This is a genomic window from Micromonospora sp. NPDC050784, from assembly GCF_044456765.1.
Lineage (GTDB): Bacteria > Actinomycetota > Actinomycetes > Mycobacteriales > Micromonosporaceae > Micromonospora > Micromonospora foliorum.
Window position 1 is genome coordinate 79,929 of sequence record NZ_JBITGG010000004.1, and the last position, 25,518, is coordinate 105,446.

The 25,518-nt window shown below is 72.8% G+C and carries 25 protein-coding genes and 3 tRNA genes; 10 read left to right on the forward strand and 18 right to left on the reverse strand.

The window, feature by feature from the left end; translation table 11 throughout:
• Window positions 1–25: 25 nt before the first annotated feature.
• On the reverse strand, window positions 26–1,126 hold the full coding sequence (locus ACIBD9_RS06710; RefSeq protein ID WP_387168046.1) for a D-alanine--D-alanine ligase family protein: 1,101 nt from the start codon (window positions 1,124–1,126) through the stop codon (window positions 26–28).
• 196 nt (window positions 1,127–1,322) lie between these two features.
• Complete coding sequence (locus ACIBD9_RS06715; RefSeq protein ID WP_238657534.1) at window positions 1,323–1,541, reverse strand: hypothetical protein; 219 nt, start codon at window positions 1,539–1,541, stop codon at window positions 1,323–1,325.
• Between the two features lie 278 nt (window positions 1,542–1,819).
• Between ACIBD9_RS06715 and ACIBD9_RS06720 the strand changes: the two genes are divergently transcribed.
• On the forward strand, window positions 1,820–2,665 hold the full coding sequence (locus tag ACIBD9_RS06720) for a helix-turn-helix domain-containing protein (protein WP_396715185.1): 846 nt from the start codon (window positions 1,820–1,822) through the stop codon (window positions 2,663–2,665).
• Window positions 2,666–2,670: 5 nt separating this feature from the next.
• Window positions 2,671–2,871 (forward strand): DUF397 domain-containing protein, encoded by a 201-nt coding sequence (locus ACIBD9_RS06725; RefSeq protein WP_124817266.1) that lies wholly within the window; start codon window positions 2,671–2,673, stop codon window positions 2,869–2,871.
• 41 nt (window positions 2,872–2,912) lie between these two features.
• Here the strand turns inward: ACIBD9_RS06725 and ACIBD9_RS06730 are convergent, their stop codons facing one another.
• The 5 genes from ACIBD9_RS06730 to ACIBD9_RS06750 all read right to left on the reverse strand — a co-directional run bounded on the left by ACIBD9_RS06730 (window position 2,913) and on the right by ACIBD9_RS06750 (window position 7,824).
• Window positions 2,913–3,962, reverse strand: coding sequence for an ROK family protein (locus ACIBD9_RS06730; protein ID WP_396715188.1), 1,050 nt, complete (start codon window positions 3,960–3,962; stop codon window positions 2,913–2,915).
• Between the two features lie 206 nt (window positions 3,963–4,168).
• Window positions 4,169–4,948, reverse strand: coding sequence for a putative protein N(5)-glutamine methyltransferase (locus ACIBD9_RS06735; RefSeq protein WP_396715190.1), 780 nt, complete (start codon window positions 4,946–4,948; stop codon window positions 4,169–4,171).
• Between the two features lie 7 nt (window positions 4,949–4,955).
• Complete coding sequence (locus ACIBD9_RS06740) at window positions 4,956–6,074, reverse strand: cystathionine gamma-lyase (protein WP_396715192.1); 1,119 nt, start codon at window positions 6,072–6,074, stop codon at window positions 4,956–4,958.
• Window positions 6,075–6,082: 8 nt separating this feature from the next.
• The gene (locus tag ACIBD9_RS06745) at window positions 6,083–7,090 is read right to left on the reverse strand and encodes an NAD(P)H-dependent glycerol-3-phosphate dehydrogenase (protein WP_387168029.1); all 1,008 of its coding nucleotides are present in this window, start codon (window positions 7,088–7,090) and stop codon (window positions 6,083–6,085) included.
• Entirely contained in the window at window positions 7,087–7,824 is a 738-nt protein-coding gene (locus ACIBD9_RS06750; protein WP_396715194.1) for a lysophospholipid acyltransferase family protein, read from the reverse strand. Before ACIBD9_RS06750 ends, ACIBD9_RS06745 begins: the two co-directional genes overlap by 4 nt.
• A gap of 128 nt (window positions 7,825–7,952) precedes the next feature.
• Between ACIBD9_RS06750 and cofC the strand changes: the two genes are divergently transcribed.
• From cofC to ACIBD9_RS06775, 5 genes are read left to right on the forward strand one after another with little or no spacing between them, the layout of a single operon-like run.
• The gene (gene cofC, locus ACIBD9_RS06755; RefSeq protein ID WP_396715196.1) at window positions 7,953–8,600 is read left to right on the forward strand and encodes a 2-phospho-L-lactate guanylyltransferase; all 648 of its coding nucleotides are present in this window, start codon (window positions 7,953–7,955) and stop codon (window positions 8,598–8,600) included.
• Window positions 8,601–8,658: 58 nt separating this feature from the next.
• Complete coding sequence (locus tag ACIBD9_RS06760; RefSeq protein ID WP_030335323.1) at window positions 8,659–8,856, forward strand: cold-shock protein; 198 nt, start codon at window positions 8,659–8,661, stop codon at window positions 8,854–8,856.
• 54 nt (window positions 8,857–8,910) lie between these two features.
• Entirely contained in the window at window positions 8,911–11,274 is a 2,364-nt protein-coding gene (locus ACIBD9_RS06765; RefSeq protein WP_396715198.1) for an RNA degradosome polyphosphate kinase, read from the forward strand.
• A 24-nt stretch (window positions 11,275–11,298) separates the two neighbouring features.
• Complete coding sequence (locus ACIBD9_RS06770) at window positions 11,299–12,819, forward strand: CHAD domain-containing protein (RefSeq protein ID WP_396715200.1); 1,521 nt, start codon at window positions 11,299–11,301, stop codon at window positions 12,817–12,819.
• Window positions 12,807–13,685, forward strand: coding sequence for an NUDIX domain-containing protein (locus ACIBD9_RS06775; RefSeq protein ID WP_396715202.1), 879 nt, complete (start codon window positions 12,807–12,809; stop codon window positions 13,683–13,685). Before ACIBD9_RS06770 ends, ACIBD9_RS06775 begins: the two co-directional genes overlap by 13 nt.
• Window positions 13,686–13,788: 103 nt before the next feature.
• Here the strand turns inward: ACIBD9_RS06775 and ACIBD9_RS06780 are convergent, their stop codons facing one another.
• The 4 genes from ACIBD9_RS06780 to leuC form a co-directional block, all read right to left on the reverse strand.
• A complete protein-coding gene (locus tag ACIBD9_RS06780) occupies window positions 13,789–15,744 on the reverse strand; it encodes an endonuclease/exonuclease/phosphatase family protein (protein ID WP_396715204.1) in 1,956 nt (651 codons plus the stop codon).
• A 162-nt stretch (window positions 15,745–15,906) separates the two neighbouring features.
• Window positions 15,907–16,590: an HU family DNA-binding protein gene (locus ACIBD9_RS06785; RefSeq protein ID WP_238660403.1), complete on the reverse strand. Its 684-nt coding sequence runs from the start codon at window positions 16,588–16,590 to the stop codon at window positions 15,907–15,909.
• A 172-nt stretch (window positions 16,591–16,762) separates the two neighbouring features.
• Entirely contained in the window at window positions 16,763–17,350 is a 588-nt protein-coding gene (leuD, locus tag ACIBD9_RS06790; protein WP_396715206.1) for a 3-isopropylmalate dehydratase small subunit, read from the reverse strand.
• A 14-nt stretch (window positions 17,351–17,364) separates the two neighbouring features.
• Window positions 17,365–18,810 carry a 3-isopropylmalate dehydratase large subunit gene (gene leuC, locus ACIBD9_RS06795; protein ID WP_196921480.1) on the reverse strand — a complete coding sequence of 482 codons (1,446 nt, stop codon included), beginning with the start codon at window positions 18,808–18,810 and terminating at the stop codon, window positions 17,365–17,367.
• Between the two features lie 49 nt (window positions 18,811–18,859).
• Here leuC and ACIBD9_RS06800 point away from each other — a divergent pair, with 49 nt between their 5' ends.
• A complete protein-coding gene (locus ACIBD9_RS06800; protein WP_007456408.1) occupies window positions 18,860–19,546 on the forward strand; it encodes an IclR family transcriptional regulator in 687 nt (228 codons plus the stop codon).
• Between the two features lie 208 nt (window positions 19,547–19,754).
• On the opposite strand, the gene ACIBD9_RS06805 is transcribed toward ACIBD9_RS06800, so the two are convergent.
• The 4 genes from ACIBD9_RS06805 to ACIBD9_RS06820 form a co-directional block, all read right to left on the reverse strand.
• Window positions 19,755–19,827: transfer RNA gene (locus ACIBD9_RS06805), tRNA-Glu, on the reverse strand.
• A 174-nt stretch (window positions 19,828–20,001) separates the two neighbouring features.
• Window positions 20,002–20,074: transfer RNA gene (locus tag ACIBD9_RS06810), tRNA-Glu, on the reverse strand.
• A 133-nt stretch (window positions 20,075–20,207) separates the two neighbouring features.
• Window positions 20,208–20,279 (reverse strand) — tRNA-Gln (locus ACIBD9_RS06815).
• A 108-nt stretch (window positions 20,280–20,387) separates the two neighbouring features.
• Window positions 20,388–21,191: a fumarylacetoacetate hydrolase family protein gene (locus ACIBD9_RS06820; protein ID WP_396715208.1), complete on the reverse strand. Its 804-nt coding sequence runs from the start codon at window positions 21,189–21,191 to the stop codon at window positions 20,388–20,390.
• A gap of 174 nt (window positions 21,192–21,365) precedes the next feature.
• Between ACIBD9_RS06820 and ACIBD9_RS06825 the strand changes: the two genes are divergently transcribed.
• Window positions 21,366–22,844: a hypothetical protein gene (locus tag ACIBD9_RS06825; RefSeq protein ID WP_396715210.1), complete on the forward strand. Its 1,479-nt coding sequence runs from the start codon at window positions 21,366–21,368 to the stop codon at window positions 22,842–22,844.
• A gap of 34 nt (window positions 22,845–22,878) precedes the next feature.
• Complete coding sequence (locus ACIBD9_RS06830; protein ID WP_396715212.1) at window positions 22,879–23,745, forward strand: 3-methyladenine DNA glycosylase; 867 nt, start codon at window positions 22,879–22,881, stop codon at window positions 23,743–23,745.
• A gap of 30 nt (window positions 23,746–23,775) precedes the next feature.
• Here the strand turns inward: ACIBD9_RS06830 and arfB are convergent, their stop codons facing one another.
• The 3 genes from arfB to ACIBD9_RS06845 all read right to left on the reverse strand — a co-directional run bounded on the left by arfB (window position 23,776) and on the right by ACIBD9_RS06845 (window position 25,485).
• Window positions 23,776–24,201 (reverse strand): alternative ribosome rescue aminoacyl-tRNA hydrolase ArfB, encoded by a 426-nt coding sequence (gene arfB, locus ACIBD9_RS06835; protein ID WP_396715214.1) that lies wholly within the window; start codon window positions 24,199–24,201, stop codon window positions 23,776–23,778.
• Window positions 24,202–24,235: 34 nt separating this feature from the next.
• Window positions 24,236–24,532, reverse strand: coding sequence for a hypothetical protein (locus tag ACIBD9_RS06840; RefSeq protein ID WP_238659950.1), 297 nt, complete (start codon window positions 24,530–24,532; stop codon window positions 24,236–24,238).
• A gap of 98 nt (window positions 24,533–24,630) precedes the next feature.
• Window positions 24,631–25,485, reverse strand: a complete 855-nt coding sequence (locus ACIBD9_RS06845) for a S1C family serine protease (protein WP_396715216.1) — start codon at window positions 25,483–25,485, stop codon at window positions 24,631–24,633.
• Window positions 25,486–25,518: the final 33 nt, after the last annotated feature.

Consider the following 25,518-nt stretch of genomic DNA (forward strand, 5'->3'; position numbering starts at 1 on the left):
ACCTGCGCGGGCGGGGCCGGACGGCTCAGTGCAGGCCGACGCCGCGCCGCTGGGCGGTACGGATCAGCCGGTTGACCAGCTTCGGGTACTCCAGGCCGGAGGCCGCCCACATGCGCGGGAACATCGACGTCGGGGTGAAGCCGGGCATCGTGTTGATCTCGTTGAGGTAGACGTCCAGCTCCGGGGTGACGAAGAAGTCGGCCCGGGCCAGACCGGCGCAGTCCAGCGCGGTGAACGCGCGGACCGCGTACTCCTGCACCTGACGGGTCACCTTCTCCGGCAGGTCGGCCGGAATGTCGTACTCGCAGGAGTCGTCGAGGTACTTCGCTTCGAAGTCGTAGAAGTCGTGGTCGGCGACGACCCGCACCTCGGCCAGCACGGACGCCTCGGGCGCGCCACCGGCCTCGCCCTCCAGCACACCGCACTCGATCTCGCGGCCGACGATCGCGGCCTCGATGATGACCTTCGGGTCGAACTGCCGGGCGGCGGCGACGGCCGCGTCCAGCTCGGCCCAGTCGGTGACCTTGCTGACGCCGAACGACGACCCGGCCCGGGACGGCTTGACGAAGACCGGCAGGCCGAGCCGCTCCTTGTCCTGCTCGCTGAGCGTCATCCCGTTGCGCAGCACGGCGTACGTGCCGACCGGGATGCCCTCGACGGCGCAGAGCTTCTTGGTGAACTCCTTGTCCATGGCGGCCGCGGAGGCGAACACGTTCGCCCCGACGTAGGGGATGCCGGCCATCTCCAGCATTCCCTGGATGGTGCCGTCCTCGCCGTAGGTGCCGTGCAGCACCGGGAAGACCACGTCCACGTCGGCCAGCGCCCGGGGGCCCTCGGTCGGGTCGAGCACCATCAGGCCGTTGCCGGTGGGGTCGGCGCGCAGCACGATGTCGTCGCCGGAGTCGGCGGTGATCTCCGGCAGCTGACGGGCGTTGATCGCGAGCTGGGCGGGGTCTCCGTTGGTCAGTACCCACTGGCCGGCCCGGGTGATGCCCACCGGCACCACCTCGAACTCGTCCGGGTCGAGGGCGCCGAACACGCTGCCGGCGCTGACGCAGGAGATGCCGTGCTCCGGGCTGCGGCCGCCGAAGACGATCGCCACGCGGGTCTTGCCTGGGGTGGTCACTCCGGTCACCTCTTCGTACGCGACTGCGGCTGGTCGTGCTCGCCGGTGGCGCTCACCCGGTTGACCTTACTGTGCGTGGCCACAGGGCGAGGCGATACCCGGCGAGCCACGGCACGACACGGCAATCGGTCATCGGAGGATATACGGTGCGTGATCGGTCGGTAGTGGCGTCAAAGACCCGCTGACCTGGGTCTGCTCAGTCCCGGGAGTGCCGGCGGCCGACCGCGATCACCTTCACCCGCTGCCGGCCGGCGCGCACCATGCCCAGCGCCATGAACGCTCCGGCGATGCGGTCGGCGGCCTCCCGGCTGCTGGCGCCGACGACCTGCCGGCGCCGTTCCGGCGCGACTCGCTCGTTGCGGTGGACGCCCTCTACGGGACGCACGTCGGTGAGCACCACGAGGAAGCGGGTCATCGCACGCCGCCCGATGGTACGGCGGTCGGCTCCGGACGGGTTCGCACGTCGTCTCCTTCCGGCAGGCCGGGATGGCGGGGCGGCACGCGACGATCGGGTACGGGGGAGAAACCCGATCGCCGCGCGCCCCATCCCCTCCGGTCGCTCACCACCACCGTCGCCACGACAACCGGCGGTGAGGACGCGATAACAGATTGACACGTGTACAGCCGTGAATGCAACTCTCATCGACGTTCTCTCATGCACACGTTCCCGCAAATGTGTGCGACCATCGATGCATGGCCCCGAAGACCGCCCGTGCCCGCCGGCTCGGCATCGCCCTGCGCCACCACCGGGAAGCCGCCGGGCTGACGCTGGAGACAGCGGCGGATGAGATCAACAGCACCCGCAGCACCCTCTCCCGGTACGAGAACGCCCAGACCCTGATCAGCCCGGCCACCGTGCGCGCCCTGCTCACGTCGTACGGGGTGGGTGCCGAGGAGGTGGCCGCGGCGGTGCAGCTCGCCAAGGACGCCCGCAAGCCGGGCTGGTGGGTGTCGTACTCCTACCTGCTGGATCCACGCACCATCGACTTCATCGCACTGGAGGCCGAGGCGACCGCCATCGCCAACTTCGAGCCCTCGGTGGTGCCCGGCCTGTTGCAGACCGCGGACTACATCCGTGGCGTGATGCGCGGCGGGCCGCACACCCTCGGCGACGACCTGGTGGAGCAGCGGGTCAAGATCCGGCTCGACCGGCAACAGCGGCTCACCGCTGACCAGCCGCCCATCCTCGACGCGATCATCGACGAGGGCGCGCTGCTACGCCCGGTCGGTGACGAGTCGGTGATGAACGGGCAACTACGGCACCTGGTCAAGATGGCCGAGTTGCCGAACATCAGCGTCCAGGTGATTCCGCTCTCCGCCGGCTACCACCGGGGCACCCGGGGTTCCCTGCACATCCTCGAGTTCGCCGACCCGGAGGACCCGATCATCGCGTCGGTGGAGACCGTGGCGGGGCAGATGATCCTCGACCGCGCCGGCGAGACGCGTACCTGCACCAAGATCATGGAGCATCTCCGAAGCGTGGCGCTCAGCCCGGCGGACAGCCGCGAGATGCTCCTGTCAGTCCTGAAGGGACGGTAGGACCGATGACCCCGATGATCACAGCGGCCTTGGCCGCGGCGCCGTGGCGCAAGAGCAGCCGCAGCGGCGACGAAGGCGCCTGCGTGGAGGTGGCCGCGATTCCCCGGCTCGTGGCCGTCCGCGACTCCAAGGACCCGGCCGGCCCGGCCCTGCTGTTCCCAACGGCGGCCTGGGCCGCCTTCGCCCAGGCGCCGCCCCAGCGCTGACCAGAGGTGCCGAGCCGGCGCGGGTCGAGCCCCGCGCCGGCTCAGGCAACCAGCGGACTGGGCTCGGGAACGGCGCGTAGCGTCTCCAGCGCGGCGATCGCGACGCCTCGGGCACCGGCCATGTCCCGGTCCGGCACCAACGCGAAGGTGGCCACCGCCGCCTGCTCCTCGCGGAGCACGGTGTGCTCGCGGACCGTCGCCAGGAACCAGTCGCGGAACTCCGGTGCCGCCTCCACCACCCCGCCGCCGACGAAGTACGCGTGCGGGTCGGTGAAGTTCGCGGCGACGGTGAACAGCCGCCCCAACGCCATCGCCTGCTGGGTGAAGAGGTCCCGCGCGAGGGCGTCCTCCCGCTCCCCGTACCCCCGGACCAGCTTGGCCGCCCGGGCCACCGGCTCGGCGGCGAGCGGGTGGTCGGGGTACCGGGTCAGCCAGTACGGCAGCAGGTTGCGTTCGATGCCGGTCAGCGAGGCGACGCTCTCCACATCCCCGGTGAAGCCGCAGGCGCAGGTGGGCTCCGGCTGGCCCGGGCCGAGCAGCCCGCTCAGCGGGATGTGCACGTGGCCCAACTCCCCCGCCATCCCGGCCGCACCGGCGATCACCCGGCCACCCTCGACCACACCGCCGCCGAGGCCGGTGCCGACGATCGCGGACACCGACGAGCGGTTCATCGCGTCGGCGCCGAAGTAGACGTGGTGGGCGTAGAGCGCGGCCGCGTTGCCGTCGTTGTGATAGATCACCGGCAGGCCGAGCCGGCGCTCCAACGCCCCTCGCACGTCGAAGCCGCGCCAAGCCGGCTGGGAGAAGTTGGTGGAGCCCCGCGACGAGATGACGCCCTCGGCGCTGGCCGGACCGGGAGTGTCCAGCCCGACCGCCCGGACCAGGTCACGCGGCACGCCGGTCTGTGCCAGGGCGCCGTCCAGCGCCCGGGCCAACGCCTCGATCGCCGCCTCCGGCCCGGACCGCACCTCGCTGGGGATCTCCAACAGCCCGTCCACCAGGAAGTGGCCGTCCACCGTCAGCACGGTGGCGTTGTTGCTGGTGCCGCCGTTGTCCAGCCCGACGACCACCGGCACCCCTGCGCTGCCCACCGAAACCGCCTCCCGCCGTCATGAGTGTGAGCCGAGGCTAGTGCCAACCCCTCTCCCCCGCCACGCCCGGCCCGCCCGAGCAGCCTCAGCCCGGCGTGCACCCGAGCGCCCCGGCAGTTCTCCACGGCCGATCAAGGAGTTTTGGTGGGGGACAAAGAACCCGTCACGGCGCTCAACGGGCACCACAACTCCATGATCGACTGGGGTCAGGGGCGGAGGGCGAGTACGGCTGTCGCGTCCAGGTCTTCGTTGTGGCGCACGGTTGGTATCAGGCCGGCTGCTTGGAATGCCTCGCAGAGGGCTTCTACCTGGGTGGTGCCGGCTTCTACCACCAGGTGGCCGCCGGGGGTCAGCCACCCGGCGGCGTCGGCACCGACCCGACGCAGCACGGAGAGCCCGTCCGGGCCCCCGTCGAGCGCCACCGGGGCCTCGTGCAGTCGCGCCTCCGGCGGCATCAGCGCGACCGCGTCGGTCGGAACGTACGGTGCGTTGGCGACCACCAGGTCCAGCCGACCCCGCCACTGCCGGGGCAGCGGCGCGAAGAGGTCGCCCTCGTACACCTCGGCGTTCAGCCCGACGACGTTGCGGCGCGCACATGCCACGGCCGCCGGGTCGATGTCGGCGGCGGCCAGCCAGCGCGGCGCGAGCCGGTGCGCCAGCGCGACAGTGGTGGCCCCGGAGCCGCAGCAGAGGTCGACCACGGCCGGCGCCGCGCCGGTCAGTTCGGCCGCCACCTCGACCAGCAGCGCGGTCCGGGCACGGGGCACGAAGACGCCCTCGTCGACGGCGATCCGCAGGCCGCAGAACTCCGCCCAGCCGAGCAGGTACTCCAACGGTTCGCCGGCCACCCGACGGTCGGTCAGGTCGGCCAACGCCGCCGGGCTGCGCGCGGCGGCCAGCAGCAGCTCGGCCTCGTCCTCGGCGTAGACGCAACCGGCGGCCCGCAACCGGCCCACCAGAGCGGCCCGGTCGGAGGAGGACGGCAACGCCAACTCAGGCCGGGCCGGCGGCGTCGAGCGCTGCGGCGATGTCGGCCACCAGATCGGTGGTGTCCTCCGCGCCGCAGGAGAGCCGGACGAAGCCGGGAGCGGTGTCGTCGCCCCACTGCGCCCGCCGGTCCGCCGTGGTGTGCAGGCCACCGAAGGAGGTCGCCGCCGCCACCAGCCGGGCGGCCTCGATGAATCGACCCACCCGGTCGGCGTCGCCCAGGTCGAACGAGAGCACCCCCGGTATCCGGCGCATCTGCGCCGAGGCCACCGGGTACGCGGGGTCGTCCGGACGCCCCGGCCACCGCAGGCCGGTCACGTCCGACCGGCTGGCGAGCAGGTCGACGACCGCGGCGGCGTTCGCGCTCTGCCGTGCCAGCCGCAGGTCGAGAGTGGCCAGTGACCGGTGGGCCAGCCAGGCGTCGAACGCTCCCGGAACCGCACCGGTGGTGGTACGCCAGGTCGTCACCGCGTCGATCAGCTCGGACGACCGGCTGGCCAGGTAGCCCAGCAGCAGGTCGGAGTGGCCGGTGAGCGCCTTCGTGCCGGAGGCGACCACGAGGTCGGCGCCGAGATCCAACGGGCGCTGACCGAGCGGGGTGGCCGTGGTGTTGTCCACCGCGAGCAGCGCCCCGGCGGCGTGCGCCCGCTCGGCCAGGGCCGCCACGTCGACCACGTCGAGGCCCGGGTTGGCGGGCGTCTCCACCAGCACCAGCCGGACGCCCTCGAACGACGGGTACGGCCCGACGGTCGGCACGAACACCACCCGGACGCCGATGGCCTCCAGCACGCTGGTGGCGAACGCCCGGACCGGGAAGTATCCGTCGGTGGGGAGCACCACGGTGTCCCCCGGCCGCAGCAGGGTGAGCAGCAGGCCGGTGATGGCCGCCTGACCGGTCGCGAAGACCCGGCAGTCACCACCCTCCAACTCGCCCACCGCCGCCTCCAGCAGCCGCCGGGTCGGGTTGTCGGGGCGACCGTAGCCGTTCGGCGACGTGCCCTGGCCCTCAAACGGGTCGAGGTGGTACGGCGCGGCGAAGACCGGGCCGGGCAGGAACGGGTCCCCCGGTGCCGGTTCGGGCAGGCCAGCGCGTACGCAACGGGTGCCGTCGCCCCACTCGCTCATCGGGTTCCTCACTCGTACGACTCGGGTTTGGCGGTGCGGCTCATCAGGGTCTCCACGGCGAGGCGCGGGTCCATCCCCTCGTGGCAGATCCGCTCGACGTGCTCGGTGATCGGCATCTCCACGCCGTGCGCCCGGGCCAGGTCGCGGATCGCCAGACAGCTCTTCACGCCCTCGGCGGTCTGCCGGGTGGCGGCCTGGGCCTGCTCCAGCGTCTCGCCCCGGCCCAGGTGCTCCCCGAAGGTGCGGTTGCGGGCCAATGGAGACGAGCAGGAGGCGACCAGGTCACCCATGCCGGCGAGGCCGGCGAAGGTGATCGGGTCCGCGCCGAGCGCCACGCCCAGCCGGGCCGTCTCGGCCAGCCCGCGGGTCATCAGCATGGCCCGGGTGTTGTCACCGAATCCCATCGCGGTGGCGATGCCGTACGACAGGGCGATCACGTTCTTGACCGCCCCGCCCAGCTCACAGCCGATCACGTCGTCGTTGGTGTAGGGACGCAGGTACGGCGTCCGGATCGACGACTGGACGAGCGTGGCGCGGTCGCTGTTCGTCCCGGCGACCACTGTCGCGGCGGGCTGCTCGGCGGCGATCTCCGGGGCCAGGTTCGGGCCGGACACGACGACCACCCGGTCCGCGGCGACCCCGGCGGTCTCCACGATGACCTCGCTCATCCGCTTGGTGGTGCCCAGCTCGATGCCCTTCATCAGCGACACCAGGGTGGAGTCCGGGTGCAGGTGCCCGGCCCATTCGGCGAGGTTGCCCCGCAGGGTCTGCGACGGCACGGCCAGCACCACCAGCTCGGCGCCGGTGATCGCCTCGACGGCGTCGGCGGTGGCGGTGACCCGGGCCGGCAACAGCAGGTCGGGTAGGTACTCCGGATTGCGACGCTCGGCCCGGATGCACTCGGCGACCGGCGCGCGGCGGGCCCACACCGTCACGTCCCGCCCCGCGTCCGCGAGGATCTTGGCGAAGGCGGTGCCCCAGGAACCGGCACCGAGCACCGCGACGTGACCGCTCATGCCGCTTCATCCCGCTGCTCGCGGCCGACGGAGGACCGGGCCGGTCGCTCCCACAGTGGCGGCGGGGTACCACCACGAATCTCGGCGAGCATGTCCCGCAGCCGCAACATGATGGTGTCCGTCATCTCCTCGAGGGTGGCCCGGGTCGGCTGGGCGTCCGCCCAACGGCTCAGGTCGATCGGCTCCCCGGCGGCAACGGTCACCGGGATTCGGGGGCGCAGGCTGACCCGCGTCGTCCGCGGGTCGAAGATCCGTTCCGGCCCCCACATCACCACCGGTACGACCGGGGCGCCGGTGGCCAGGGCCAGCCGGGCCGCACCGGTCTTCGCCTTCATCGGCCAGAGGTCCGGCTGTCGCGTGGTGGTGCCCTCAGGGTAGATCACCACCGCGCCACCCTCGTCGAGCGCGGCGACCAGTGCGTCCAACGAACGGACGGCGTCCACGCTGCCCCGCTCGACCGGGATCTGCCGGCACCGGTGCAGGATCCAGCCGACCACCGGCACCCGGAACACACTGGCCTTGCCCAGGTACTGCGGCCAGCGCCCGGAGTCGTAGATGAAGTGCGCGGACACCAGCGGGTCGGCGTGGGAGATGTGGTTCGCCACGATGATCACGCCGCCGTCGCGGTGGAGATGCTCCTGACCACGCCAGGTACGCCGGGTCCAGACGGTCATCACCGGCTTCACCAGCCCCACGGCGAACCGTTGCCAGAACCCCAGCCTCCGCCGTGCCACTGTGCCTCCTCGTCGCGCCCCAACCCCGCCGCGAAATCCCGCCCGCGACACCCGCAGCGGAAATCATGCCTGCTCGCCCCCGGTACGGCCAGCGAGGGGCCTGTCGTCCGGCTGGCAGGATTGCGGACGTGAGTCAGCCGAGGTGGACCGTGGTGGTGCCGGTGAAGCGGCTGGCCGTGGCGAAGAGCCGACTGCGGGGCGCGCTGCCCGGCGTACCCCACGAGGAGTTGGCGCTGGCCCTGGCGGCCGACACGCTCCGCGCGGTGCTGGCCTGCCCGGCGGTCGCCGAGGCCCTGGTGGTGACCGACGACGCCCGGGTGGCGGCGGCGGCGCGGGCCGTCGGCGCCCGGGTGCTGGCCGACGAACCGGACGCAGGTCTGAACCCCGCGTTCCGGCACGGGGCGGCCGGGGCCGCCGCCGATTGGGTGGCCGGGATCACCGCGGACGTGCCGGCGCTGCGCCCGGCCGAGCTGGCCGGCGCGCTGCTCGCGGCGCAGAACGGCCGACCCGCGGTGCGCCGGTTCCTGCCGGACGCACCCGGCGGGGGCACGGTGCTGCTCACCGCCCCGCCGGGCGTGCCGCTGGATCCTCGCTTCGGGGTGGGCTCGGCGGTCGCGCACGCGGCAAGCGGGGCATTGCCGCTCGACGGCGACTGGCCCAGCCTGCGCCGGGACGTGGACACCGCCGCGGACCTGGCCGCCGCCGCCCGGCTCGGGCTCGGGCCGCGCACGGCCGCGCTCGTGGCCGCCGGTCGCCCCGCCCGCGCCGCCGGCTGAGCCACCCGGTGGGCTGAGCCCGCGCCACGGGGTGAACCCCCGGGTGTACGGTGCCAACATGCAGGGCACGGTGGCCAGCTACGACGCGGCGACGCGCAGCGGTGTCCTGCTGCTCGACGACGGCACCGAGATGCGCTTCCCCGCCCGGGCCTTCGACGCCTCCGGGCTGCGACTTCTCCGGCTCGGCCAGCGGGTTCGCATCGACACCGATCCCGACGGCGAGGTCGTCCGGGTGACATTGCCGACGATGATCTGAGCCGGCGAGCCCAAGTTCATTTTGCGTTTACCGTAATCGGGTGATTATGAGCGGGTGAGCACCCCTCGCGAGCAACCGGCCCACCCGCCCGCCACCGACCTCCGCAACGGCTCCCGCACGCGCGGCACCGACGGACGCTTCCGCCCGTCCCGCGCCGAACGCGCCGGCGCCGCCCGCGCCGACACGCTCGCCGACGATCCCGGCGCCGCCTCCTCCGGGCTGGACGAGGTCATCGAGCCCGCGCCGAAAATCGAGGCGGACGGCCCGTCCGCCGGTGACGTCCACCCGGTCCTGCCGGACGACCTGCCGACAGGTTCCGGGCAGGAGGACGACGACGAGCCCCCGGCGGCCCCGCCGCTGCCCGAGGACCGGTTCCTCAACCGGGAGCTGTCCTGGCTCGACTTCAACGCCCGGGTGCTCACCCTGGCCGAGGACCAGCGCACCCCGCTGCTGGAGCGGGCCAAGTTCCTCGCCATCTTCGCCAGCAACCTCGACGAGTTCTACATGGTGCGCATCGCCGGGCTGAAGCGGCGGCTCTCCGCCGGCCTGCCGGTGCGTGGCGGAGACCGGCTGCCCCTGCGGACGCAGTTGGAGCTGATCGCCGAGCGGACCGCCGCCCTGGGTGCCCGGCACGCCGCCTGCTTCGTCGACGACGTGCTGCCCAAGCTGGCCGACGAGGGCATCCGGATCCTGCGCTGGGGTGAGCTGGGCGACGGCGAGCGGGAGCGGCTGCGCACCTACTTCCGGGAGCACATCTTTCCGGTGCTGACCCCGCTCGCGGTGGACCCGGCGCACCCGTTCCCGTACATCTCGGGGCGGTCGCTGAACCTGGCGGTGGCGGTTCGTGATCCCGACGGCGGTTCGGAGCTGTTCGCCCGGGTGAAGGTGCCCAACAACGTCCCCCGCTTCGTCCGGGTGGACCGGGACCAGCCGGGTGTCCGGATGCTGCCGGTGGAGGACCTGATCTCGGTGCACCTGGGGCAGTTGTTCAGTGGCATGCAGGTGGTCGAGTGCCACCTGTTCCGGGTCACCCGCAACGCCGAGGTGGAGGTCGACGAGGACCGCGACGAGGACCTGCTCCAGGCCCTGGAGCGGGAGCTGGCCCGGCGGCGGTTCGGTCCCCCGGTCCGCCTGGAGGTCGCCGCGTCCATCTCCGACCACATGTTGGAGCTACTCGTTCGCGAACTGGACATGGACGACCAGGACGTCCTGCGGGTGCCCGGCCTGCTGGACCTGTCCGCGCTGTGGCAGGTCTACGGCGAGGCGGACCGGCCGGACCTGAAAGACCCGCCGTTCGTGCCGGCCACCCACCCCCGGCTCGCCGAGGGCGAGGTGCCCCGCAGCGTCTTCTCCACCCTGCGCGACGGGGACATCCTCGTGCACCACCCGTACCACTCGTTCGCCACCAGCGTGCAGCGCTTCATCGAGCAGGCCGCCGCCGACCCGAACGTGCTGGCCATCAAGCAGACCCTCTACCGGACCAGCGGCGACTCCCCGATCGTCGACGCGCTCGTCGACGCGGCCGCCGCCGGCAAGCAGGTGGTGGTGCTGGTGGAGGTGAAGGCCCGCTTCGACGAGGTGGCCAACATCGGCTGGGCCCGCACGCTGGAACGCGCCGGCTGTCACGTGGTGTACGGCCTGGTCGGCTTGAAGACGCACTGCAAGACCGCGCTGGTGGTCCGGCAGGAGGGCAACCAGATCCGTCGCTACTGCCACATCGGCACCGGCAACTACCACCCGAAGACGGCCCGACTGTACGAGGACTTCGGCATGCTCACCGCCGACCCGGAGATCGGCGCCGACCTCACCGACCTGTTCAACGTGCTCACCGGGTACAGCCGGCAGACCGCGTACCGGCGGTTGCTGGTCGCCCCGCAGGGCATCCGCAGCGGGCTCATCGAGCGGATCGAGCGGGAGATCTCGCACGTCCGCCTGGGCATGCCCGGCCTGGTCCAGTTCAAGGTCAACTCTCTGGTCGACGAGGGGGTGACCGACGCGCTGTACCGGGCCTCCCGGGCCGGCGTCCACGTCGACCTGCTCATCCGGGGCATGTGCACGCTGCGCCCCGGGGTGCCGGGGTTGTCGGAGAACATCCGGGTCCGCTCGATCCTCGGCCGGTTCCTGGAACACTCCCGGGTCTTCCGGTTCGGCAACAACGGCGAGGCCGAGTTCTGGATGGGCTCGGCCGACCTCATGCACCGCAACCTGGACCGTCGGGTGGAGGCGCTGGTGCAGGTGACCGACCCGATCGCACGCGCCGAGCTGGACCAGGTGCTCACCGCCGCGATGAGCCCCGAAGTGGACGCGTTCGAGCTGGCCGGCGACGGCACCTGGACCCGGCGTACCGGCGGTGACAACGCCCCCCGGGCCCATCTGCAGGAACTGCTGCTGCGCCGCGTCGGTGGCACGGCCAGCTGACCGCGCAGCGCATAGGCTGGGCTGATGGTCGAGGAGGAGCAGAAGTACGAGGTGGACGACGCCTACGTGCTGCCGGACCTGGCCGGCACGGCCCCGGCCGGCGGTCGGGTCCGGGAGCTGCCACCGGTGACACTGGTGGCCCGCTACCTCGACACGGTCGACCTGCGGCTGGCCCGGGCCGGTGCCTCGCTGCGTCACCGCCGGGGTGACGAGCTGCCCTGGACGGTGAAACTCCCCACCGGAACGCCGGGCGTCCGGCACGAGATCTCCCGTCCCGGGCCGAAGGGGCAGCCGCCACCGGAGCTGGTGGAGTTGGTCACCGTCCTGCACCGGGGAGCGCCGCTGGGCCCGGTGACGGTGGTGCGGACGGTGCGGCACGCGTACGAGGTGTGTGACCGGGCCGGCACGGTGCTCGCCGAGGTGGTGGACGACCGGGTGACCGTGCTCGACGACGCCGGCACCACCACCGACACGTTCCGCGAGCTGGAGGTGGAGCTGAAGGCCGGCGAGCGGGAGCTGCTCGACCGGGTCGGCGAGGTGCTGCGGGAGGCTGGCGCCCAGGGCGGGTCGTTCACGCCGAAGCACGTACGGGCGCTGGGCGCGACGGCGCAGGCCGATCCGGACCTGGTCGCGCCGGCCGGGCTGCCCGCCGAGCCGAGCGCCGGTGACGTGGTGACCGAGGCGGTACGCAAGGAGATCCGCCGACTGTTGGCGCACGACCCGCTGGTCCGGCTGCGCGCCCCGGCCGCCGGCGACGACACCGCCGTGCACCAGATGCGGGTGGCCTGTCGACGCCTGCGCAGTGATCTGCGCACCTTCAAACCGTTGCTGCGCAAGACCTGGTCCCGCCCGCTGCGCACCGAGCTGCGCTGGTTGGCCGGTGTCCTCGGCGCGGCCCGCGACGCCGAGGTGCTGCGCGCGCGGCTGCGCCGTACCGCCGACGCCGACCCGCTGAGCCCGCTCGACCAGGGCGCGGTGGACCGGCTCGACGAGGTGCTCGCCGAACGGCAGCGGCGGGCGCTCACCGCCATCGACGAGACGCTGCGCTCCGCGCGCTACCTGGCCCTGGTGGACGCCCTGGTGCTGGCCGCCCGCGCGCCCCGACTCACCCGCCGGGCGGCCGCACCCGCCGCGCAGGCGCTGCCCGCGCTTGTGGCGCGCCCCTGGCGGCGCTTGGCCGGGCCGGACGGCGTCGACGGGCTCGACGCGCAGTCGCCGGACGACCGCTGGCACGCCGTTCGCAAGGAGGGCAAGCAGGCCCGGTACGCGGTCAACGCGGTAACCCCGACGGTCGGCAAGGGCGCGCGCCGGTTGTCCCGCGCCCTCGCCCAGGTGCAGGACGTGCTCGGCGAGCACCAGGACGCGGCGGTGGCGGCGGACACCTGGCTGGAGATCGCCGCCGAGCGGCCGGACGACCACGAGCTGGCGGTCACCGCCGGGCGGCTGGCCGAGCGGGAACGCCTGTCGGTACGCCGGATGCGGGGTCTCCTCCCGGCCGCCTGGCACCGGGCCACCCGGCGACGGCGGACCAGTTGGCTGCCGTGACGGGCATCCGGGCGGCGGGCGGGGTGGCCTGGCGGCCGACCGACGACGGCGTACGCGTCTGCGTGGTGCACCGCCCCCGCTACGGCGACTGGACGCTGCCGAAGGGCAAGCTGGAGCCGGGCGAGCACGCGCTGACCGCGGCGGTCCGTGAGGTGGCCGAGGAGTCCGACGTGCGGGGCGTGCCGCAGGTTCGGCTGCCGTCCGTGCGCTACCGCAGTGAGGGGCAACCCAAGCTGGTCGACTACTGGTCGATGCTCGCCGTGGCCAGCGGCGGTTTCCAACCGGGCACCGAGGTGGACGCCATCCGCTGGCTCGCGGTGGACGACGCGATCCGGTTGGTCAGCTACCCCCACGACGCCGAGGTGTTGGCGGCGTTCGCCGCGCTGCCGCCGGTGACGGCGACCGTCGCGCTGGTCCGGCACGCGCACGCCGGTAAGCGGGCCACCTGGTCCGGCCCGGACGTCGGACGGCCGCTGGACGCCGAGGGGTGGGCCCAGGCGAACGCGCTGGCCGGGCTGATCGCCCTGATCCGACCGGCCCGGCTGGTGTCGGCGTCGCCGCGACGGTGCGTACAGACCCTCGACCCGGCCGCCGCGTTGCTCGACCTGCCGATCGAGGTCTGCGGCGACCTGGACGAGCCACAACCCGGCCAGCAGAGCGACGAGCAGGTTCTGGCCACCGCCGCTCGGCTGCTGGAGCTGGCCGGCACCGGTGGGCAGGCGGCGGTGTGCAGCCAGGGCAAGGTCCTGCCGGGCGCCCTGAAGCGGCTGGCCGGCCGCACCGATGAGGACTTCGCCACCCCGAAGGGCGGCGGCTGGCTGCTCGCCTTCGCCGCCGATCGGCTGCTGGCCGCCGATCGCCTGTAGGGCCCGCGTTCGCACGGGCCCGCTCTCGTCAGCGGGGCGGCAGGCTTCAGCGGGGCGGAAGGGCTTCAGCGGGGCGGAAGGGCTTCAGCGGGGCGGAAGGGCTTCAGCGGGGCGGAAGGGTCACTGTCACCGCGACCGGCAGGTGGTCGCTGGCCGTGCTGCGCGGCGCGACCGGATCACCCGGGCTCAGGTCGGGCGAGACGAAGACGTGGTCGATCTGCTGGCGCGGGTCGTCCGCCGGGCTGGTCGCCAAAGGTCGGGCGGCGGCCAACGCGTCGACCAGGCCCGCCTTGGCAAACTCGGCGAACGCCTCGTCGCCCGGCTCGGTGTTCAGGTCACCCGCCACCACCAGCGGCCGACCGGCCGCGTACCCGGTGGCGAAGTCGGCGACCGCGCGGGCCTGGACCACCGGTCCCTTGCCGGGCGGCGGTTGCAGGTGGGTGCTGACCACGGCGGTACGGACACCGTCGCCGAGGTCCAGCGTGACGGCGAGGGCCTGCGCTCCGGTGGGCGCACCGACGGCGGCCAGCGGCAGGGTCCGCGGATCGCGCACCGGCCAACGGCTGAGCACGGCGTCACCCCACACGGGGTCGGCTGCCGGCCCGAAGACGTACGGCATACCAAGCCGGTCGGACAGCAGGTCCAGGGTGTCGTGCCCGCCGTTGAGCAGCCACGCCCGATCCACCTCGCTGAGCAGCACGACGTCCGGCCGTTGCCGGTCGACCACCTCGGCGAGCCCGGTCAGGTCGAACCGGCCGTCCAGCCCGAAACCCATCCGGATGTTGTACGCCACCACGGTCAACCGCTCCGGCGGGCCCTCCCGGTTGCTGGCCACCGGTGCCTCGTCGGCGAGCACCGGCGCCAGCAGGGCCAGCGCGGTGACCGCGGCGGCGGTCCGTAGCGGTGGAAACGGCCCGGGAAGCCGGTGGACGACGGGACGGGCGGTGAACGCCACGGCGGCGATCAGCACGGCCACCACCACGGGCACCGCCGCGTTGGGGTATCCGAGGTCGTAGGCCGAGTAGTAGCCGACCGCACCCAGCGCGAAGACGAGCATGCCGGCGGCGACCGCGTACCCCCGCCGGGAGGCGCTGGCGCTCACGGTGCCGGCGCTCACGGTGCCGCTGTCCGGGTGGCTGGCGTTGTCGGTCAGGGCGAGGCAGGCCCCGAGACCGACCGCGGCGAGGAGGATGGCCGGCAGGAGCAGGTCACCCCGGTCGAGGGCGAACAGCACCGCGCCGACGAGCAACGCCACCGGGCCGTACGCTCGGCCCCACCCGTGTGGCGGCCGGGTCAACGCGGCGCACAGGAACCCGGCGACCGCCACCGGCACCGGTGCCAGGCCGAACAGCGGCGAACGAGCCACACCATCCCCGGCGACCAGGTACGACATCCCGGTCCGGGCCAGGGCCGGGGAGAGCGCCACCATTCCGGCCAGCAGCAGCGCGGGCCCGGCCAGCAGCCAGGCCGCAGATCCACCAGGACCGACCGGGGACCCAGCGGGGCCGGTAGGGGCTTCAGCGGGGCCAGCGAGGGCGGGACCGAGGCGCTGGGCGGGTTGCGCCGTGCCGACCAGGAACCCCACCACCGCGACGGCGCTGAGCAGCCAGGCCACCCAGTCGCCCCGCCAGACCAGGTCGACGGTGTCCAGCACGGCGTGCAGAGCCGCGTTGACCGCGAACCCCAACGCCAGCCCCGGGACCGGTCGGTCGGTGTCGGCGGCAACGCCGACCAGCCAGACCAGCCCGGCGAGCAACCCGGCGGTGGCCAACCAGAGCTGCGTACGCCCGCCGGGAGCGGCGGTGAGCGTGAGCCGGGCGACGGCGAGCGCGACAGCGGCGACGACCGCGACCGGGCGGGCTCCGACTCGGCGGACCACGGCGGGTGCGCCCAGCGCGAGCACGAACCAGCCGAGGGCGAACGCCCCCATCAGCTCGGCCGGGGTGGACGCCGCCTGACCGAAGATGGTGATGATGCCGGGCAGCCAGACCCGCAGCACGTCGATGAGGAGAAGCACGCCCAGCGCGAGCGTCCCGGTGGTGAGCTGGCGGTAGCGCACCGGCGCCCCATTTCCCGTCGGCGGACCGGCGGAGGGTGGGCCGGCACGGCGATTCTGCGCGAGCGGGGCAACCGGGTCAACGGTCTCCGTACACCGAGAGACCGCCCCGGTACGCCGGAAGGGCGCCCACCCACGGGTGGACGCCCTTGCGGTGCGGGTCGGTCAGCGCTTGCTGGCCGCCTTCTTGGCCGGAGCCTTCTTCGCCGGCGCCTTCTTGGCCGCCGTGCTCTTGCTCGCCGTCGCGGTGGTCTTCTTCGCCGCGGTCGACCGGGTCGCCGCGGTGGTCTTCTTCGCCGCGGTGGTCTTCTTGCTGGCGGCCGTCTTGGTCGCCGTGGTGCTCTTGCTCGCCTTTGCCGGGGCGGTCTTCTTGCTGGCGGCCGTCTTGGTCGCCGTGGCGGTCTTGCTCGCCTTGGCCGGGGCGGTCTTCTTGCTGGCCGCCTTGGCCGTGGTCGCCTTGGTGCCCGCCGCCTTCGCGGTGGTCGCCTTGGTACCGGTCGCCTTCGTGCCCGCCGCCTTGGCCGTGGCGGTGCTGGCGGCGGTCTTCTTGGCCGCCACCGTGGCCTTCGGCACCTTGCCGCTGGCCACCATCTCCTTGAACCCGGCGCCGGGGCGGAAGGTCGGGACTGACGTCTTCTTGACCTTCACCGCCTCGCCGGTACGCGGGTTGCGCGCTGTTCGCGCGCCACGCACACGCTTTTCGAATGCTCCGAATCCGGTGATCGCCACCTTCTCGCCCTTGGTGACCGCCGCCTGGACCTCGGTGAGGACCGCGTCGAGCGCGGCCGTCGCCATCTTCCGGTCCCCCAGGCGAACGGCGAGCGCCTCGATGAGCTCGGCCTTGTTCACGACTTCCTCCCGATTGTGCAACTGACTCGTCGCGAGCCATTCTGCGCGCACGGTATGCCCTGTGCTGCCGGGACACAAACATTCGGTAGAAAAAAGCCCTTGTGTCGTAACGGATTCACCCCCACCGGATGGACCGATGGGGGTGAAATCCGCTGTGCGAGCGACCTAACGGCTATGCCACGGAGGGCAGGAACGGCAGTCGACGCGCCTCGTAGGAGTCGATGTCGGCGGCGTGGCGGAGGGTGAGTCCAATGTCGTCGAGGCCTTCCAGAAGCCGCCAACGGCTGAAGTCGTCCAGCGGGAACGACCAGTTGGCGTCCCCTGCCCGGAGCTGACGGGCGGTCAGGTCGACGGTCACCGGAGTGGTCGGATCCGCCTCGATCAGGTCCCACAACTCTTCGACGGCTTTCAATTCCAACTCGACCGGCAACAGACCCTCCTTGAGGGCGTTGCCGCGGAAGATGTCACCGAAGCGCGGGGCCACCACCGCGCGGAAGCCCCAGTCCCGTAGCGCCCAGACGGCGTGCTCACGGGAGGAGCCGGTGCCGAACTCCGGGCCGGCGATGAGGATCGACGCCCCGGAATAGTTTTCATCGTTGAGCACGAATGCCGGATCTTCCCGCCAGGCGCTGAACAGCCCGTCGGCGAAGCCCGTCCGCGTCACCCGCTTGAGGTACACGGCGGGGATGATTTGATCGGTGTCCACGTTGGACCGGCGCAGCGGCACGGCGGTGCCGGTGTGGGTGGTGAACTTGTCCATCTCGTCGGTCCCTTCTACAGGTCGGCGGGGGCGGCCAGCCGGCCGACCACTGCGGTGGCGGCGGCCACCGGCGGGGAGACCAGGTGGGTACGCCCACCCCGGCCCTGACGGCCCTCGAAGTTGCGGTTCGAGGTGGAGGCGGAGCGCTCGCCCGGCTTCAGCGTGTCGGGGTTCATCCCCAGACACATGGAGCAGCCGGCGAACCGCCACTCGGCCCCGGCGTCGGCGAAGACCTTGTCCAGCCCCTCGGCCTCGGCGGCCTCCCGTACGGCGGCGGAGCCGGGCACCACGAGCATCCGGACGCCGTCGGCGACACGGTGGCCACGCAGCACGTCGGCGGCCGCCCGCAGGTCCTCCAGCCGGCCGTTGGTGCAGGACCCCACGAAGACCACGTCGATGGGCAGCTCCCGCAGCGGGGTGCCGGGGCGCAGGTCCATGTACTCCAGGGCCCGACGGGCGGCGGTGCGCTCCGAGTCGGTGGTGAATTCCTCCGGGTCCGGCACCGGTGCGCTCAGCGGCGCCCCCTGCCCGGGGTTGGTGCCCCAGGTGACGAACGGGGTGATCCGGCTGGCGTCCAGGGTCACCTCGGCGTCGAAACGCGCGCCCTCGTCGGTGGGCAGCGTCCGCCACCACGCCACCGCCGCGTCCCAGTCCGCGCCCTGCGGCGCGTTCGGTCGACCTTTGAGGTACGCGAAGGTGGTCTCGTCCGGCGCGATCATGCCGGCCTTGGCGCCCCACTCGATGGACATGTTGGCGATGGTCATCCGCCCCTCCATGGAGAGGGCGCGGATCGCCTCGCCGCGGTACTCCACGATGTGCCCGCGACCCCCACCCGTGCCGACCTGCGTGATCAGCGCGAGCACCAGGTCCTTCGCGGTCACGCCGGGGGCGAGGCGGCCGGTGACGTTCACGGCCATCGTCTTCGGCCGGCTCTGCGGCAGCGTCTGGGTGGCCAGCACGTGCTCCACCTCGCTGGTGCCGATGCCGAAGGCGAGCGCGCCGAAGGCGCCGTGGGTGGCGGTGTGCGAGTCGCCACAGACGATCGTCAGGCCCGGCTGGGTGAGACCGAGCTGCGGGCCGATCACGTGCACGATGCCCTGGTTGTCGTCGCCGAGCGGGTGCAACCGCACCCCGAACTCGGCGCAGTTGCGGCGCAACGTCTCGATCTGCGTACGCGACGTGGGGTCCGCGATGGTGAGCAGGTCACCACGGCGGAGGCGGAACGCCGGGTCGGCGTACCCGGTCGGGGTGTTGTGGTCCTCGGTCGCGAGGGTCAGGTCGGTACGACGCACCCGGCGCCCGGCGAGCCGCAGCCCGTCGAACGCCTGCGGGCTGGTCACCTCGTGCAGCAGGTGCAGGTCGATGAAGAGCAGGTCCGGCTCACCAGCGGCGGACCGTACGACGTGCGCGTCCCAGACCTTCTCGGCCAGGGTCCTCGGCTCAGGAGTGACTCCCACCATCTGGACATCCTAAATTCTGGGAGGTAAGTTTCGGCTTGTGGGACACAGTATGAGCGGTGTCGGCGTTCTCGACAAGGCGGTGGTCATCCTGGCCGCCTGCGTGGACGGCGCCAGCCTGGCCGAACTCGTTGAACGCACCAAGCTGCCCCGGGCCACCGCACATCGCCTGGCCCAGGCCCTGGAGATCCACCGAATGCTGGTGCGGGACACCCAGGGCAGATGGCGGCCCGGCCCCCGCCTGGGCGAGCTGGCCAACGCCGCACCGGACGTTCTGCTGACCGCCGCCGAGCCACTGCTGGCCGCGTTGCGCGACGCCACCGGTGAGAGCGCACAGCTCTACCTGCGCCGCGCCGACGAGCGGATCTGCGTGGCGGCGGCGGAGCGCGCCAGCGGTCTACGGGACACCGTTCCGGTCGGCTCGGTGCTGCCGATGACGGCCGGATCCGCAGCCCAGATCCTGCTCGCCTGGGAGCCGCCAGAGGCGGTGATGCCGCTGCTGCCGCGCAGCAAGTTCACCGGCCGCACCCTGGCCGAGGTACGCCGCCGCGGCTGGGCGCAGAGCGTCGCCGAGCGGGAGGCCGGTGTGGCGAGCGTCTCCGCCCCGATCCGCGACCGCACCGGCCGGGTGATCGCCTCGGTCAGCATCTCCGGCCCGATCGAACGCCTCGGCCGCCGCCCCGGCGAACGCCACGCCATGGCCGTGGTCCGAGCCGGCCAACGCCTATCCGGCCTCTAACCGCAGCCCCCGCCCCACCCCTCCCCTCCCCCCTCTCCCCCACCCGTCCGCTGGCGGTGATCAAGAAGTTTGCGTCACGACACGCCGGAGCCGGTGACGCAAAGTTCTTGATCAGCGCGGCGAGCGGGGGTCGGGCAGGGAGGGGGACGGAGAAGGGCCGGGGGACGAGAAAGGCTCATCTCGCGGAAGCGAGATGAGCCTTTGCTTGTAGCCCCGACCGGATTCGAACCGGCGCTACCGCCTTGAGAGGGCGGCGTCCTGGGCCACTAGACGACGGGGCCAGAACTTTTCCGTTCACCACCCTCGCGGGCGGTGCGAATGTAGTCTAGCGGCACCGCGCCCGGGTACGAGCGCGGGGTGCGGGGTCACCCGAGGGCCCGGCGGCGAGCCGGAACGCGCCCGGCGGCGGACACGAAACAGCCCGCCTCACGGGGTGAGACGGGCTGTGCACGATGTAGCCCCGACCGGATTCGAACCGGCGCTACCGCCTTGAGAGGGCGGCGTCCTGGGCCGCTAGACGACGGGGCCAGAACAACTTTGCTCCCCCACCTTAGCGGCGGAGGAGCTGCACTCTACCGAAGACCACCCTCCGCCCCCGAAGGGGCGGAGTCGAACTCCGTCAGAATCCAGCGTCTGGAAATTCTCGCGAATTCCAGCAGCGCTGGGGTACCAGGACTCGAACCTAGACTAACTGAACCAGAATCAGTCGGGCTGCCAATTACCCCATACCCCATTGGCCCCTTGCGGCGCCGGGAGTGAACTTTACCCTCCCGGTGCCGGCAGGCCAAATCCGATCCCCCCGAACCACCCGTGAGCTGCGGAAACAGGGGCATCAGACGGATCAGGCGACGGGGACCACCGGGTTGGTGAGCTCACCGATGCCGTCGATCCGCACGGTGACGGTATCCCCCTCGACAAGCGGGCTAACCCCGGCCGGAGTGCCGGTGAGAACGACGTCGCCGGGCAGCAGAGTCATCACGTGCGAGATGTACGACACCAGGCCCGGGACGTCGAAGACCATGTCCTTCGTCCGGCCGAGTTGGCGTACCTCCATCTCCTCCGGGTTGCGACCCACCTCACAGCGGATCTCCAGGTCGGAGACGTCCAGCCCGGTGGTGATCCACGGGCCGATCGGGCAGAACGAGTCGAAGCCCTTGGCCCGGGTCCACTGCCCGTCCGAACGCTGGAGGTCCCGAGCGGTGACGTCGTTGGCGCAGGTGTAGCCGAAGATGGCGCGTTCGGCGGCGGCCCGGTCGGCGCGGCGCGCGCCGGGCGCCCCGATCACGACCGCCAACTCCGCCTCGTGCTCGACCTGCTTGGAGAAGATCGGCAGTCGGATGGCGTCCCGGGGGCCGATCACCGAGGTGGACGGCTTGAGGAAGAGCAGCGGCTCCTTGGGCACGTCGTTGCCGAGCTCGGCGGCGTGGTCGGCGTAGTTGCGGCCGACACAGACGACCTTGCTGGGCAGGATCGGCGAGAGCAGCCGAACGTCGGAGAGGGCCCACCGGGCCCCACTGAAGGTGAGTTGGCCGAACGGGTGGCCCTCGATCTCGGCGATGGTCAGGCCCTGCGGCCCGGCCTCCGGTTCGCCTTCGACGGCACCGAACGACATTCCCTTGGCATGGGCAAAACGAGCGATACGCACCCGGCCAATCTAGCCCCGCCGGCACCCCAACCGGCCAGGACCGGCGGTCGGGTGTGCTCAACCCGTCAGCACGCGGCACCCTACCGGAGCTGGAGGTGACCGGGGCGGACTTCCCGACTTCGTACCCGCACGGAGGCGACCCGCACCTAGCGTCGGCTCCGGAGGTTCGTTCGTATGCCTGCATCGACACGACACCACAGAGCCCTCGCAGTGTTCGTGCACTGCCTCGGCATCCTCGCCGCCGTGCCGGCCCTGCCGACGGCGGCTCCGGAGGCGGCGGCCGCGCCACGACCACCGGCCGCCACGCCACAACCACCGGCCGCCGTGCCACGACCAACGGCCACCACGCCACAACCGCTGGCCGGCACGCCACGACCAACGGCCGCCACGCCAGAGCCGGCGGGGGCCACACCGGCGGCCACCCGGCGACCGGTGGCGATGGTCGCGCGGGTGACCCAGCCCACTCCGCCCTCGGCACCACCGGCGATGGCACCGCCGACCCGGGCACCGGCGTCGGCGCCCCCGCAACAGGTCACCGTGGCGGTCGCGACGGAGAGCAGCCCGGCACCGAGGTACCGGATCCAGGTGCGCAACGTGAGCAACTCGCCGCTTCAGACGACCGTGCGTCAGGAACTGCCGCCCGGGGCGTCGACCACCGCGATCAGCGGTGGTGGCCGGTCCACCCCGGCCGCCGGATCGGCCACGGAGGTGACCTGGCGGTTGCGGCTGCCCGCACACAGCACCACCACGCTGGGCACCGCACTCGCCGCGACCGCGCCAGGCCGGCCGCTGACCGCGCCGACCTGCGCGTTCACCAGTGACGGCAGCCGGCCGTACGACTGCGCCACGGCCACCTGGCAGGCGGCAGCGGCACCGGCGGCCGAGGTGACCGAGGCACCGCCGTGGCGCCGCTACCCGGTGCTGCTCGCCGGACTGGCGGTCCTGCTGCTGATCAGCGCCGCCCTGGTGTGGGTGTGGCGACGTCGGCGCGGGCGTCGGGTGACGGCTGCCGCACTATCCACCGCCGGTGGGGCCGGGGGTGACCGCGGGACGATCTATCCCCGGGCGGCCGCCCCGAGCCCGGTACGGCGTCGGCGTACCCCGCCGGTCTGGGTGTTGGTGGGCGCGGCAGTCGTAGTGCTGGCCGGCGTCGTCGGCACCGCGGGTTGGACGGCGACCCGGCAGGTCGCGGCGATCGACACGCAGAAGCAGCCCACCAGCGGCGCGTGGATGGGCACCGGGGTCACCGGGGCGCTGGGCGTGCCGTTGCGCGAGTCGGCGTTCGAATTCACCGTGTACCGGATGACCTGCGGCGCGCCCGGCACCGCCGGGAAGGCCAACGGCGGCGGTGCCGCACCGGCCAACGGCCGGCACTGCGAGGCCACCGTGGGGGTGCGCAACGTCACCGGCGACCACCAGCCCTGGCACAGCGAGCTGCAACGGGCGTACCTGCCCGGCGGGCGCTGGGTGAGCGCCGACGAGTCGGCCACCCGGACGGCGAACCTGGGTCGGGACGTCTTCGCCGACCCGATGGCGGCAGGCACCCGGATGGTGCTCCCGCTGGTCTTCACTGTCGACGGGCGGGACCCGCCCCAGCAGCTGGAGCTGCGCAGCGGGGTGTTCTCCGCCGGCGTCCGGGTGCACATGCCCTGACCGGTGTGCGGGCGGCGGTCGTACCCTGGGGTGCGTGACCGCCGCCCTCGCCCCCGCCGTGCTCGACGTGGCGCAGTGGCAGGCCCGCCGGCGGGCCCACGAGGAGCGGGTGGACGTGTGGCTGACCCCGCACCTGGCCCGGCGACGACGCGGTGAGCGGCATCCGGTGGCCGACTTCCTGTTCACCTACTACTCGCACCGCCCGGCCCAGCTGCGTCGTTGGCACCCGGGGCCCGGGGTCGAGCTGCGAGACGCCGATCCGGCCGAATTCGGCCGCGACTACCGCGCCGGCGCCGCCGGGGTCACCCTCGACACCGATGGGGTACGCGCGCGCCGCGGCGAGTCGATCGCCTGGATCCGCTCCCTGCTGGCGGCGACGCGTGGACGGGCACCGCACTTCGGCTGCTTCGGGATGCACGAGTGGGCGATGGTCTACCGGCAGACCCGGGAGGAGCTGCGGCACAACGCCTGGCCGTTGCGGCTGAGCGCGGAGCGCACCGCGGCGGTCGTCGAGGAGCGGGGCGTGCGGTGCAGCCACTTCGACGCGTTCCGGTTCTTCACCCCGCCGGCCCGGCCGTTGAACCTGCTCACCCCGACCCGGGACACGCAGCACGCGCACGAGCAGCCGGGCTGCCTGCACGCCAACATGGATCTGTACAAGTGGGCGTACAAGTTGTCGCCGTTGGTCTGCTCGGAGCTGGTGGCCGACGCGTTCGACCTGGCCCGGGACATCCGCACGCTGGACATGCGGGCCAGCCCGTACGACCTGGCGGCACTGGGCTACCCGCCGGTGCGGGTGGAGACTCCGGACGGTCGGGCGGAGTACGCGGCGGCGCAGCGCGGGTTCGCCGAGCGGGCCGCGCTCCTGCGCGACCGGCTGCTCGCCGCCGTCCCGGACTAGCGTCGTCCCGGGATCAGTCGTCGGCGCGGATCAGTCGTCGTCGGCGCGGCGGTCCCGCTTGCGCTGGGACTGGCGTTTCTTCTCGGCCAGCCGGCGCTCCTTGGCCCCGCGGGACGGGCGGGTCGCTCGGCGGGCTGGAGGTGGGGACGCGGCAGCCTCGCGCAGCAGGGCGGTCATCCGTGCCCGGGCCGCCTCGCGATTGGCCAGCTGGGCCCGGTGCTCGCTGGCGGCGATCGTCAGCACCCCGTCGACCAGGCGGTTGGCCAGCCGGGCCAGCGCCCGCGGTCGCAGCCACTCGGGCACGGCCGGGGAGTTGGCCAGGTCGTAGCTCAGCTCGACCCGGGAGTCGGCGGTGTTCACACCCTGCCCGCCCGGCCCCGACGAGCGGGAGAAGCGCTCCCGTAGCTCTCCGGCGGGGACGACCCACCGGTCGGTCACCCGCAGTCCGTCGTCCACGTCCCGAGGCTAACCCGCCACGACCCGCCAGGGGTTACCGGTGCGGAGGCTCACTCTGCGTCGGGGACTGGCTGGGCGCTGGCCCGGCGGTCTCCTCGTCGGAGCCGACCGCCGCGTACGCCACCGCGCCGAAGAGCAGCACCCCGATGACCGCGGCCTTCACGGCGACGCCGCGGATCAGCGACCAGGCGCCCCGGCGGGCGCCCGGCACCGATTTCTTGACGGTCTGGTAATCGTTCCACCCGCGTCGTGCCCGGGCGTACGCCGACCCCACTGCACATCCGATGACCAGGCCCACCAGCAGGAGGACCGTGAGAAGAGGACGCTCCACCTCCGCCAGTATCCATACCGAGCGTAATATTTCCATGGCCCGATGCCGTCCGGCCGGATATCTGACAGTGGCGGCCCCCGTCAGGGCGTTCGGGCAGCTCAGCCGCCCTTGCCGATGATCGTGTCGGCGGTCTGCTGCACCTGGTCGATCGGGATGGCGAACCCGATGCCGATCGAGCCGTTGCCGTCGATGGTGGCGATGGCGGTGTTCACCCCGACCACCTCCCCGCGCGCGTTGACCAGTGGCCCACCGGAGTTGCCGGGGTTGATGGACGCGTCGGTCTGCACCGCGCTGTGCCGGTTGTTGCCGAGCCGTACCTGCCGGTCGAGAGCGCTGACGATGCCCGCGGTGACCGTTCCGGCCAGACCGAGCGGTGAACCCACCGCGAGCACCGGCTCACCGACCCGGGTCGCGCCCGGTTTGGCCAGGGGCAGCGGGGTGAGACCGGCCGACGGCGGCACCTTCAGCACCGCCAGGTCGGAGCGCGGCTCCCGGCCGACCACCTCGGCGGCGAACCGGCGGCCGTCGGGCAGTTCCACGGTCACCGGCCCGCCACCCCCCTTGGCCAGGATGTGGTCGTTGGTGATCAGGTGCTGCTGGTCGTCCACGGCGAAGCCGGAGCCGGTCGCGGACCCGCCGGTCGCGCCGCCGGCCAGCACCGACACCACCCCGGGTACGGTCCGCTCGGCCGCGGTGACCAGTTCGGCCGGCACCGGGGCTGCGGACGCCGCGGCCGGGCCACCAGCCCCGTCCCGGCTGGCCACCACGCCACCGGCGAGAGCACCGGAGACGGCCGAGACCGCCACCACGCCCAACACGGCGAGTAGCCGCCCAGGCCGTCGCCCGCCCGGGTCCCGTTCGGGCGCGTCCCACCACCCGCGCCCGTCCGGGTCGAGTTCCGGTGAGATGAACCAGGGACCGCGCGGTTCGCCCAGTCCGGTCTGCACTGCCATGCGTACTCCTCACGGTCGACGTCGGTTGTGCGC

Excerpts from the sequence above, each read along its gene's own strand:
- leuD (WP_396715206.1), bottom strand. The coding sequence starts at position 17,350 with ATGGACAAGTTCACCACCCACACCGGCACCGCCGTGCCGCTGCGCCGG.
- ACIBD9_RS06720 (WP_396715185.1), top strand. The coding sequence starts at position 1,820 with ATGGCCCCGAAGACCGCCCGTGCCCGCCGGCTCGGCATCGCCCTGCGC.
- leuC (WP_196921480.1), bottom strand. The coding sequence starts at position 18,810 with ATGGTGGGAGTCACTCCTGAGCCGAGGACCCTGGCCGAGAAGGTCTGG.
- ACIBD9_RS06760 (WP_030335323.1), top strand. The coding sequence starts at position 8,659 with ATGCAGGGCACGGTGGCCAGCTACGACGCGGCGACGCGCAGCGGTGTC.
- ACIBD9_RS06800 (WP_007456408.1), top strand. The coding sequence starts at position 18,860 with ATGAGCGGTGTCGGCGTTCTCGACAAGGCGGTGGTCATCCTGGCCGCC.
- ACIBD9_RS06825 (WP_396715210.1), top strand. The coding sequence starts at position 21,366 with ATGCCTGCATCGACACGACACCACAGAGCCCTCGCAGTGTTCGTGCAC.
- ACIBD9_RS06740 (WP_396715192.1), bottom strand. The coding sequence starts at position 6,074 with ATGAGCGAGTGGGGCGACGGCACCCGTTGCGTACGCGCTGGCCTGCCC.
- ACIBD9_RS06745 (WP_387168029.1), bottom strand. The coding sequence starts at position 7,090 with ATGAGCGGTCACGTCGCGGTGCTCGGTGCCGGTTCCTGGGGCACCGCC.
- ACIBD9_RS06770 (WP_396715200.1), top strand. The coding sequence starts at position 11,299 with ATGGTCGAGGAGGAGCAGAAGTACGAGGTGGACGACGCCTACGTGCTG.
- ACIBD9_RS06845 (WP_396715216.1), bottom strand. The coding sequence starts at position 25,485 with ATGGCAGTGCAGACCGGACTGGGCGAACCGCGCGGTCCCTGGTTCATC.
- ACIBD9_RS06725 (WP_124817266.1), top strand. The coding sequence starts at position 2,671 with ATGACCCCGATGATCACAGCGGCCTTGGCCGCGGCGCCGTGGCGCAAG.
- ACIBD9_RS06715 (WP_238657534.1), bottom strand. The coding sequence starts at position 1,541 with ATGACCCGCTTCCTCGTGGTGCTCACCGACGTGCGTCCCGTAGAGGGC.